The sequence below is a fragment of the Streptomyces botrytidirepellens genome, assembly GCF_003721215.1.
GTDB lineage: Bacteria > Actinomycetota > Actinomycetes > Streptomycetales > Streptomycetaceae > Streptomyces > Streptomyces himastatinicus.
In genome coordinates this window covers 1-12241 of the sequence record NZ_RIBZ01000292.1, presented here as the reverse complement: position 1 = coordinate 12241, position 12241 = coordinate 1, and the positions used below count along the sequence as shown (strand labels likewise).

Here is a 12241-nt window from a genome sequence, read left to right as displayed (position 1 = left end):
TGCCCACCCCGCTCCGGGCGCTCGCGGCCACCGGCGGCAGCGGCCGTGGAAGGCCGACCGCGGCGGCCGGTGGCCGGCCGACCGACTGGGCCGCCCGGCTCCGCGGGCTGCCGTCCCCCGAGCAGCACCGGCTGCTGCTCAACCTGGTGCGCAGCCACGCCGCCACCGTGCTGGGTCACGCCGACCCCACCACCGTGCACCCGGACGCGTCGTTCAAGGACCTCGGTTTCGATTCGCTGACCGGGGTCGAACTGCGGAACCGGCTGGCCGCGGCCACCGGTCTGCGGCTGCCCGCGGCGCTCGTCTTCGACCATCCCGAAGCGGCCGCGCTCGCCGAGCACCTGCGTCGACAACTCGCCCCGGACGACGCCGGGCCCCCGGGCCGGGACGTCCTCCACCCGGTCTTCAACGAGCTGGTCAGGCTGGAGAACAGCCTGTCCGCCGTGGCCGTCGAGGAGCTGGATTCCGGGGCGGTCACGACCCGGCTGGAGACGTTGCTTTCGCGATGGAAGGCGATGTGTCCCTCGGGCGGCGACGACGGCGGCGCCGTGGAACGGCTCCAAGTCGCGACCGCCGATCAGGTGCTGGATTTCATCGACAACGAGCTTGGCCTGTCATGACCGACGTGGCGCGCCCTTTCGCGGAAGGCCGGGTGACCCTCTGTGCCGCATGCTGACGAAGAGAAGCTGGTCGACTATCTGAGGCGAGTGGCGGGCGACCTCCACGAGACACGCCAGCGGCTCCGCGCCATGGAGGACCGCTCCCAGGAGCCGGTGGCCGTGGTGAGCATGGCCTGCCGGTATCCGGGGGGTGTGCGTACGCCCGAGGACCTGTGGCGGCTCGTCGCCTCGGGCGAACACGCGATGGGGGAGTTCCCCACGGATCGCGGCTGGGACCTGGAGAACCTGTTCCACCCGGACCCGGACCACCCCGGCACCAGCCACGCCCGCGAGGGCGGTTTCCTCTACGACGCCGACCGGTTCGACCCCGAGTTCTTCGGCATCAGCCCCCGCGAGGCCGTGGCCGTCGACCCCCAGCAGCGGCTGCTGCTGGAGGTGTCCTGGGAGTTGCTGGAGCGTGCCGGAATCGACCCCGCCTCGCTCAAGGGCAGCTCGACGGGCGTCTACGCCGGGACCGCCCTCCCCGGTTTCGGCACGCCGCACATCGACCGGAGCGCCGAGGGCTATCTGGTGACGGGCAACGCCCCCAGTGTGCTGTCGGGCCGGGTGGCGTACACGCTCGGACTCGAAGGGCCCGCGGTGACGGTGGACACGGCGTGTTCGTCGTCGCTGGTGGCCATGCATCTGGCCTGTCAGGCGCTGCGGCAGGGCGAATGCGGTCTCGCCCTGGCCGGTGGTGTGACGGTGATGGCGATCCCGAACGTGTTCACCGAGTTCTCCCGGCAGCGGGGGCTCGCGCCCGACGGCCGGTGCAAGGCGTTCTCCGCGGACGCCGACGGCACCGCCTTCGCCGAGGGCGTCGGCCTGGTGCTGCTGGAACGGCTGTCCGACGCCCGTCGCCACGGCCACCGGGTGCTGGCGGTCATCAGGGGCTCGGCCATCAACCAGGACGGCGCCTCGAACGGCCTGACCGCGCCCAACGGCCCCTCCCAACAGCGCGTCATCACCCAGGCGTTGGCGAACGCACGGCTGTCACCGGCCGAGGTGGACGTGGTCGAGGCACACGGCACCGGCACCCGGCTGGGCGACCCCATCGAGGCGCACGCGCTGCTGACCACCTATGGGCAGGACCGGCCCGACGGAAAGCCACTGTGGCTGGGGTCGGTCAAGTCGAACATCGGCCACACGCAGGGCGCCGCAGGTGTGGCGGGCGTCATCAAGATGGTCATGGCGATGCGGCACGAGACGCTGCCCGCCACCCTGAACGTCAACCGGCCCACCCCGCATGTGAACTGGGACGCGCGCGCGGTACGCCTGCTCACCGAACCCGTCGCCTGGCCACGCGGGGAACGCCCGCGCCGGGCCGCGGTGTCCTCGTTCGGCATCTCCGGAACCAACGCCCACCTCCTCCTCGAAGCAGCACCGACCCTCCTCGAATCCGCCCCCGACGGACCGCTCGCGCGCCCGGCCACCGAGAGCGCCCAGCCCGGCGGCCGCGCGCTGCCCTGGGTGCTGTCCGCCCGTACCGGCCAGGCGCTGTGCGACCAGGCCGCGGCGCTGGCCGACCATGCCGACGCCCACCCGCGGCTGCCCCTGGCCGACGTGGGCTGGTCGCTCGCCAGGACCCGCACCGTGTTCGAACACCGGGCCGTGATCCTCGGCGACGACCGCGACCAGCTGCTGACGGCCGTACGCGCGCTGGCCGACGGCCGGACCCACCCCGGGCTGACCCGGGCCGGGGCGGCCCGACCCGGTGCCACCGCGTTCATGTTCACCGGTCAGGGCAGCCAACGGCCAGGTATGGGCGCGGAGTTGTACCGGCGCTTCGAGGTGTTCGCCACGGCCCTCGACGAGGCGTGCGCCCATCTGGACCCGCTGCTGGGGTGCTCGCTGCGCGACCTTCTCTTCGCCGCCGAGGACGCCGACGAGGCCCGCTCCCTGCACCGCACCGGAGTGACCCAGGCGGCCCTCTTCGCCCTGGAGACCGCCCTCTTCCGGCTGGTGGAGTCCTTCGGGCTCACCCCCGGATATCTGACCGGACACTCCGTCGGCGAAATCGTCGCCGCACATGTGGCGGGCGTGCTGTCGCTGCCGGACGCCTGCACCCTCGTCGCCGCCCGGGGGCGCCTCATGCAGGCGCTCCCGGCCGGTGGCGCCATGGCCGCCGTCGAGGCCACCGAGGAACAGGTCCTCCCCCTGCTCAGCGAGCACGCGGACCGTCTCGCCCTGGCCGCCGTCAACGGCCCCTCCGCCCTCGTGGTGTCCGGTGCCGAGGACGCCGTCGACGCGGTGGTACGCATACTCAAGGGGCGCGGCCACCGCACCAAGCGGCTGCGCGTCAGCCATGCCTTCCACTCGCCGCTCCTCCAGCCCATGCTGGACGACTTCCGCGAGGTCGCCCGCACCCTCACCTACCACGCGCCGCACATCCCGGTGATCTCCAACGTCACGGGTGAGGTGGCCGACCCCGACCAGCTCCGCGACCCGGAGTACTGGGTACGTCACGTCCGCGAGCCCGTACGGTTCCACGACGGACTGCGGACCCTGCGCGCCGAGGGCGTGGTGCGCTACCTCGAGCTCGGCCCGGACGCCGTCCTCACCACCATGGCCGAGGACGCCCTCGACGCAGACGCTCCCGCCACCCACGTGACGACAGCCGACGGGACCACAGCCGACGCGACGGCACCGGAGACGGCGCCGGTGTTCGCCACCGCCCTGCGGCACGGCCGCGACGAGCCCCGCACCCTGCTCTCCGCCCTGGCCCGGATGCACATCGACGGCGGCACCGCCGACTTCTCCGCCGCGCTACCGGACGGCGCGGGCCAGGTCGACCTGCCCACCTACCGCTTCCAGCGCGAGCGCTACTGGCGGCCGGTCCCGAACGGCACCGCCGACGTACGCGCCGCCGGGCTCGGCGCCACCGGCCACTCCCTCCTCCAGGCCGTGGTGGAAACACCCGACGGCGAACTGCTGCTCACCGGGCGGCTGTCACTGAACACCCACCCCTGGCTGGCGGACCACACCATCGCGGGCAGCGTCCCGCTGCCCGGGACGGCCCTCCTGGAGCTGGCCCTGCTCGCCGGTGCGCGGGCGGGCTGCGACGTGGTCGACGACCTCACCCTGGAGACCCCGCTGCTCCTGCCCGCCTCCGGCGCGGTGCGCATCCAGCTGGCGGTCGCCGCCCCCGACAACGCGGGCCGCCGGGCGCTCACCCTCTCCTCGCGGCCCGCGGACCAGGACGACGAGGCCCCGGGAACCACGGACACCTGGCGCCGCCACGCCGTCGGGCTCCTCGCGCCCTCGGTGGCGCCCGCTCCGGCGGCGTCCCCGGCGCCGTGGCCACCGGCCGACGCGGTGCCGGTCGACGTGGCCGACCTGTACCGGCGCCTCACCGAGCAGGGGTACGCGTACGGGCCCTCCTTCCGCGGACTGCACGCCGCGTGGCGGCACGGCGAGGACATGCTGGCCGAGGTGCGCCTGGCCACCGAGCAGCGGGGCGACGCCGAGGGCTTCGGCCTGCACCCCGCCCTTCTCGACAGCGCGCTGCACCCGGTGGAGGAGCTGTTCAACGCCGACCGCACGCCGGACGGCTCCGCGAGCACCGTCCGACTGCCGTTCTCCTTCAGCGGGGTACGGCTGTTCGCCACCGGCGCCACCCGGCTACGGGTCCGCATCACCCCGACCGGCCCGGACACCGTCACGCTCACCCTGACCGACGACCACGGCGCCGTGGCCGCCACCATCGAAACCCTCGGGCTGCGCGAGATCTCCGCCGACCGCTGGCGCTCCACGCACACCGACGACTGCCTGTACCGCCTCGACTGGCAGCCCCAGCCACTGCCCGCCGACCAACGGGCGACGGCCGAGAGCTGGGCCATCGTCGGCACCGATCCCCTGGTCCTGGGCGACGAGGGCCCCGAACCCGGCTCCACCCATCCGGACCTGGCCGCGCTCCAGGCCGCCATCGGCGCAGGACTGCCGGTCCCGAGCCTCGTCATCATGCCGTACACCGACCGCGGCAGCGCGACGTCCGACCCCGACGAGACCCCCGTACGGGTGCGTGCGACCGCCCATCAGGTGCTGGACGCGCTGCGCACGTGGCTGGCCGACGAACGGTTCGGCACGGCCCGGCTGGTGATCGCCACCCGCGGCGCGATCGCCGCCACCCCCGAGGACCCGCCCGCGGACCTGACCACCGCACCCCTGTGGGGCCTGGTCCGCGCCGCGCAGGCCGAACACCCCGAGCGGATCCTGCTGCTGGACCTGGACGACGACACGGCCTCCCGCCACGCCCTGCGCACCGCCCTCCCGGCCGCCGTGGCGGCCGGTGAAACCGAGCTGGCGGTACGGGGCGGGGTCGTACGCGTCCCCCGCCTGGTGCGGGCCCGCCCCGACCACGGGGCGCCGCTTCCCGCCCTCGACCCGGACGGAACCATCCTGATCACCGGCGGCACCGGAGCGCTCGGCCGACTGGTCTCCCGGCATCTGGCCACCGCACACGGCGCCCGGCATCTGCTGCTGGTCTCCCGGCGGGGCCCGGCCGCACACGACATCGACGCGTTCACCGCCGAACTGGCCGACCTGGGCACGGAGGTGCGGGTCGCCGCCTGTGACGTCGCCGATCCGCACGCGGTGGCAGCGCTGCTGGCCACGATCCCCGCCGCCCATCCGCTGACGGCCGTCGTCCACGCCGCCGGGGTGCTGGACGACGGTGTGATCACCTCGCTGACCCCCGAGCGGTTCGATGCCGTACTCGGCCCGAAGCTCGACGCGGCGTGGCATCTGCACCGGCTGACCCGTGAGATGGCTCCGGCGGCGTTCGTGATGTTCTCCTCCGCCGCCTCCGTCATGGGCAACGGCGGCCAGGCCAACTACGCGGCCGCCAACATGTTCCTCAACGCCCTCGCCGAACACCGCCGCGCCGAGGGCCTGGTGACCCACACGCTGGCCTGGGGGCTGCTGGCCTCGGCCGGTGGCATGACGCACGACCTCGACGACGCCGACCTGGCCAGGATGGCGCGCTCCGGTGTCGCCCCCATCGCGGACGACCAGGTGCCGGTGCTGCTGGACACCGCGCTGACCACCCCGTACCCCGTCCTCGTACCGGCCCGCTTCGATCTGACCGCGCTGCGCGCCCGGGTCGCCACCGGGCCACTGCCGCCCGTACTGCGGGCCCTGGTGCCCGGCGCCGCCCGGCGGCCCGCCCAGGAGGCCGGGACGGTGTCCTGGGCGGAGCGGCTGGCGGGTCTGCCCGCCGCCGAACAGAACCGGGTCCTCGGCGAGCTGGTCCGCGCCCAGGTGGCCACCGTTCTCGCGCATCCGGCACCGGAGGCCATCGAGCTGGGCCGGGCCTTCCAGGAACTCGGCTTCGACTCGCTGACCGCCCTCGACCTGCGCAACCGGCTCAACGCGGCCACCGGGACCCGGATCCCGGCCACCGTCATCTTCGACTATCCGACCCCCGACGCCCTGGTCGGCTTCCTGCGCGAGAAGCTGATCGGGACCCGCGACGGCACACCGCCCGCGCCCGTGGCCGCCACGGTGGCCACCGACGGCGATCCCATCGCCATCGTCGGCATGGCCTGCCGCTATCCGGGCGGTGTCGGGTCGCCCGAGGAACTGTGGCGGCTGGTGTCCGAGGGTGTGGACGCGATCGGTGAGTTCCCGGCGGACCGGGGCTGGGACCTGGCGGGGCTCTTCGACCCGGACCCCGACCANCGGGGCTGGGACCTGGCGGGGCTCTTCGACCCGGACCCCGACCACCCCGGCACCAGCTACGCCCGCGAGGGCGGATTCCTCTACGACGCGGCGCGCTTCGATGCCGAGTTCTTCGGCATCAGTCCGCGCGAGGCGCTGGCCACCGACCCCCAGCAGCGGCTGCTGCTGGAGACCGCCTGGCAGGCCTTCGAGAACGCGGGCATCGACCCGGTGACCCTGCGCGGCAGCCAGACCGCTGTGATCACCGGCGTCATGTACGACGACTACGGCAGCCGCTTCCTGGGCCGTACCCCGGAGGGCGTCGAGGGCCGCCTGATGACCGGCAGCACCCCGAGCATCGCCTCCGGGCGGGTCGCGTTCACCTTCGGCCTTGAGGGGCCCGCGGTGACGGTGGACACGGCGTGTTCGTCGTCGCTGGTGGCCATGCATCTGGCAGCCCAGGCGCTGCGCCAGGGCGAATGCGCCCTGGCCCTGGCGGGTGGCGTGACCGTGATGGCCACGCCGAACACCTTCGTCGAGTTCTCGCGGCAGCGTGGACTGGCCACCGACGGCCGCTGCAAGCCGTTTGCGGCGGCGGCCGACGGCACGGGCTGGGGCGAGGGCATCGGACTGCTCGTCCTGGAACGCCTGTCGGACGCCCGGCGCAACGGACACCACGTGCTCGCCCTGTTCCGCGGTTCGGCCGTCAACCAGGACGGTGCCTCCAACGGCCTGACCGCCCCCAACGGACCCTCGCAGCAGCGGGTGATCCGGCAGGCGCTCGCCACCGCCCGCCTCACCCCGGCCGACATCGACGCGGTGGAGGCCCACGGCACCGGAACCACGCTCGGCGACCCGATCGAGGCGCAGGCGCTGCTCGCCACCTACGGGCGGGAGCGGGCCGACGGGCGGCCGCTGTGGCTCGGCTCCATCAAGTCGAACATCGGGCACACCCAGGCGGCCGCCGGGGTGGCGGGCGTCATCAAGATGGTGATGGCGATGCGGCACGGACTGCTTCCCGCCTCCCTGCACCTCGACGCGCCGAGCCCGCACGTGGAGTGGGAGGACGGCGTGCGGCTGCTGACGGAGGCGGTGGAATGGCCGCACGAGGAGCGCCCCCGCCGGGCCGCCGTGTCCTCCTTCGGCATCAGCGGCACCAACGCCCATGTGATCCTCGAACAGGCGCCGGAATCCCCCCAAGCGCCGAAACCGCCCGACATGGCGGAGCCCGCCGTCCACCGGGGCGTGGTGCCCTGGGTGCTGTCCGCACGGGGCGCGACGGCGCTGCGTGAGCAGGCCCGGGCACTGGCCGCCCACCTCGCCACCGCTCCCGGGGCCACGCCCGCCGAGGTCGGCTGGTCGCTGATCAGGACCCGTACGCTCTTCGACCACCGGGCCGTGGTCGTCGGTGCGAGCCGTACGGAGTTGCTGGCCGCCGTGAAGGCGCTGGCGGCCGACGAAACCCACCCGGGCGTCGTGCAATCCGGCACCGCACCGGACCCGCACGCGGCCGGTCCGGTGCTGGTGTTCCCGGGACAGGGATCGCAGTGGCAGGGAATGGGGGCCGAACTGCTCGACGTCTCCCCGGTGTTCGCGGAGCGGGTGGCCGCCTGCGAACGGGCCCTCGCCCCCTACGTCGACTGGTCGCTCACCGATGTGCTGCGCGGCACCGAAGGCGTCGCCGACCTGAGCCGGGTCGATGTGGTGCAGCCGGTGCTGTGGGCGGTCATGGTGTCCCTGGCCGCCGTATGGGCCGGTCACGGCGTGAAACCCGCCGCCGTCGTGGGCCACAGCCAGGGCGAGATCGCCGCCGCCTGCGTGGCCGGGGCACTCTCGCTGGACGACGGCGCCCGCATCGTGGCCCTGCGCAGCCGGGCCCTGCGGCGCCTCGCGGGCGGCGGGGCGATGGCCTCCCTCGGCGTGGGCCGGGAACGGGCCGACCAGCTGCTCGCCGACCTGGGCGAGCGCGCGGCCGAGGTGGTGGTGGCAGCCGTCAACGGACCCGTGTCGACGGTGGTGTCCGGACCGCCCGAGCAGGTGGCCGCGGCCGTGGCCACCTGCCGTGACACCGGTGGGCGGGCCCGGACGATCGAGGTGGACTACGCCTCCCACAGCCCCCAGGTCGACGAGATCACCGACGAACTCACCCGGCTGCTGGACGGCATTCGCCCCGTCCGGCAGCCCGGCACCGGCGTGGTCTTCTACTCCACCGTCACCGCGGGCCCCGCCGACCCCGCCGGACTGGACACCGCGTACTGGGTGCGCAACCTGCGCGAACAGGTGCGGTTCGCCGACGCCGTACGAGCCGCCCTGGCCGACGGTCACCGCGTGTTCATCGAGGTCAGCACCCACCCCGTCCTGACCGTCGGCATGCAGGAAACCTTCGAGGAAGCGGGCAGCGAGGCCATCGCGGTGCCCACCCTGCGGCGCGACCACGGCGATCTGGCCCAGCTGGTGCGTTCGGTGGCGCAGGCGTTCACCGCCGGGGTCGAGACGGACTGGACCACCCTGTTCCCGGCCGACCCCACGCCCAGTACCGTCCCGTTGCCGACGTACGCCTTCCAGCGCGACCGCTACTGGCTGGACGGAGCGGACGGACGCGGCGGCGACCCCGCCGACCTCGGACTGACCTCGGCGGACCACCCCCTGCTGGGGGCCGCGGTCGAACTCGCCGATGGCGGCACCCATCTGCTCACCGGCCGTATCGGAACCGGTGGCGGCCACGGCTGGCTGGCCGAACACGTGGTGGCCGGTGCGCCCCTGGTGCCGGGCGCCGCGCTGGTCGAATGGGCGCTGCGGGCCGCCGACGAGGCCGGGTGCGCGGTCGTGGACGAACTGACGCTGCAAACCCCGCTGATCCTCCCCGAATCCGGCGGGCTGCGCGTCCAGGTGGCGGTGGGCGCGGCCGGCGAGGACGGCCGTCGCGAGGTGCGCGTCTACTCCCGCCCGGACACCGACACCGATGGGGCGTGGCTGTGCCACGCCGACGGCGTCCTCGCCCCACTGCCCCACGACCGCCCGGCTCCCGAGCCCTCCGGCACATGGCCGCCACCGGGCGCGGAGCCGGTGGACGCGGACGGCTTCTACGCGCGGGCCGCCGCCGACGGATACGCCTACGGGCCCGCCTTCCAGGGCGTACGCAAGCTCTGGCGGGACGGCTCCGACGTGCTGGCCGAGGTGGCGCTCCCCGAAACCGCCGGTGAGTGCGGCGGATTCGGCATCCACCCCGCGCTGCTGGACGCCGTACTCCACCCGGCCGCCCTGCTCACCGGGCAGCCGCCCGGACAGGACGACGAGGGGCGGATGTGGCTGCCATTCACCTGGAACGGAGTGTCCCTGTGGGCCGCCGGTGCGACCACGGTACGGGTGCGGCTCTCACCGGACGAGCGGGACGCGGACGGAGAGCGGGCGTTGCGGGTGACCGTGGCCGATGCCGTGGGCGACCCCGTCCTCACAGTCGACTCGCTGGTGCTGCGCCCCGCCCGTACGGACCAGCTGCGCACCCCGGGCCGCCGTGGCGCGGACGGGCTGTTCACGCTGGACTGGATCCCGCTGCCGGGGGCACCGGAGCGGACGGCCGACGGCGGCGACTGGGTGGTGCTGAGCCCGGCGGATTGGGACACCGCGGGCGCTGTGCGCCACCCGGATCTGACATCGCTGCTCGCGGGCGTCGACGGCGGCGAACCCGTCCCCTCGGTGGTGTTGACCGGTGTCCCGGCCGCACCGGCTGCCACCTCGGCCGAGGGCATGGCCGCCGTCCAGCGCACGATGGGCCTGCTCCAGGCGTGGCTGGCCGAACCGCGGCTGTCCGACGCCCGGTTGGTGGTGGTGACGCAGGGCGCCGTCGCTGCGGGTGCACCCGACGCGGACGGTCCCGGAACCGATGCCGTGGACGCGGCCGGTGCGGCGGTGTGGGGGCTGCTGCGCAGCGCGCAGGCGGAGAACCCCGACCGGTTCATCCTGCTCGACCTCGACCCCCGTGGCCCGGTGGACGGACCGGGCACCGGTGTGCTGAACGGTGTCCTGGACGGTGTGCTGTGCGCCATGGCGCTGGCCGAACCGCAGGTGGCGGTGCGCGCGGGCCGGGTGTGGGCGCCGCGGCTGATGCGCGCCGGGGCCGCCGGAAGCGGTGGGCTGGTGGCCCCGGTGGGGCAACCGGCCTGGCGACTCGCGGTGGACGGCGCCGCGACCATCGAGAACGTGACCCCGGTGCCCTGCCCCGAGGTGCTCGAACCACTGGGTCCCGGTGAGGTCCGTATCGCGGTCCACGCGGCAGGAGTCAACTTCCGCGACGCCCTGATCGCCGTCGGGATGTACCCGGGCGGCGGGGTGTTCCGGGGCAGCGAAGGCGCGGGCCTGGTCGTGGACATCGGTGCCGGGGTGACCGGACTCGCGGTGGGCGACCGCGTGATGGGCCTGTTCGAAGGCGCGTTCGGCCCGCTGGCGGTGGCGGACGCGCGGATGGTGGTGCCGATCCCGGACGGCTGGACCTTCCAGCAGGCCGCCGCCGTACCGGTGGTGTTCCTCACCGCCTGGTACGGGCTGGTGGACCTGGCCGGACTACGGCGCGGGGAGTCGGTGCTCATCCACGCCGCGACCGGCGGCGTCGGCATGGCCGCCGTCCAGATCGCCCGCCACCTGGGCGCCGAGGTGTACGCCACGGCCAGCCCCGGCAAGCATGGGGTGCTGGAGGAGATGGGCATCGACCCGGCACACCGGGCCTCGTCGCGCACCCTCGATTTCGAGACCGCGCTACGGGACGCCACCGGCGGCCGCGGTGTGGACGTGGTGTTGAACAGCCTCGCGGGACCCTTCGTCGATGCCTCGCTGCGGCTGCTGGCCGACGGCGGGCGGCTGTCGGAGATGGGCAAGACCGACATCCGCGACCCGGAGCACATCGCCGCCACCCACCCCGGTGTGCGCTACCGGGCCTTCGACCTGGTGCCCGACGCCGGACCGGACCGCATCGGCGAGATGCTGCGCACGCTCCGCGAGCTGTTCACCGCCGGGGTGCTGCGGCCCGCACCCGTACGGACCTGGCCGCTGAGCCGGGCGCGGGAGGCGCTGCGGCAGCTCAGCCAGGCCCGCCACACCGGCAAGCTGGTGCTGGACGTACCCGCAGCCGTGAACCCGGACGGCACGGTGCTCATCACGGGCGGCACCGGCACGCTGGGCGGGATCGTCGCCGAACACCTCGTACGCACCTGGCAGATCCGCCACCTGGTGTTGGCCGGCAGGCGGGGCCCGGACGCGCCGGGCGCCGCGGAACTGACCGCCCGCCTCGGCGACCTGGGCGCACAGGTGCGCGTCGTCGCCGTGGACGTCACGGACGCGACCGCGGTGACGGAGCTGGTGGCGGGCATCGACACGGAGCATCCGCTGACCGGCGTCATCCACGCCACGGGTGTCCTGGACGACGCGGTGGTCACCTCGCAGACTCCGGAGCGGGTGGCACGGGTGTGGCAGGCCAAGGCCACGGCGGCCGCGCATCTGCACGCGGCGACCGCGGACTTGCGGCTCGGCATGTTCGTGATGTTCTCCTCCGCGGCCGGAGTGCTGGGCAGCCCCGGGCAGGCCAACTACGCCGCCGCGAACGCCTTCTGCGACGCCTTGGCGGCCCGCCGCCGGGCCGAAGGACTGCCGGGCGTTTCGGTGGCCTGGGGACTGTGGGCCGACGCCAGCGGGATGACCGGCCACCTGGCCGAGGCCGACCTCGCCCGGATGGCCCGTACGGGCGTGGGCGCCCTCGGCACCCGGCAGGGCCTGGCCTTGCTCGACGCCGCCGTCCAGCACGGCGGCCACCTGCTGGTGGCGGCCGACGTGAACCCCCGGACCCTGGCCGCCCTGCCCGCCGAGCGCCTGCCCGCCACCCTGCGGGCACTCGCCACCACCGGTGGCGGCGGCGCCGGACGGCGTACGGCGGC

Annotated in this window: 2 protein-coding genes; both read left to right on the top strand. The window is 74.4% G+C overall.

Features of this window, described 5'->3' with window-relative positions; genetic code table 11:
- The coding region (locus EEJ42_RS24385; protein WP_246097330.1) for a phosphopantetheine-binding protein at positions 1–620 on the top strand (620 nt) is incomplete at its 5' end.
- 42 nt (positions 621–662) lie between these two features.
- Positions 663–12241 (top strand): type I polyketide synthase (locus EEJ42_RS24380; protein WP_123102885.1); only part of this gene is annotated, 11579 nt, incomplete at its 3' end.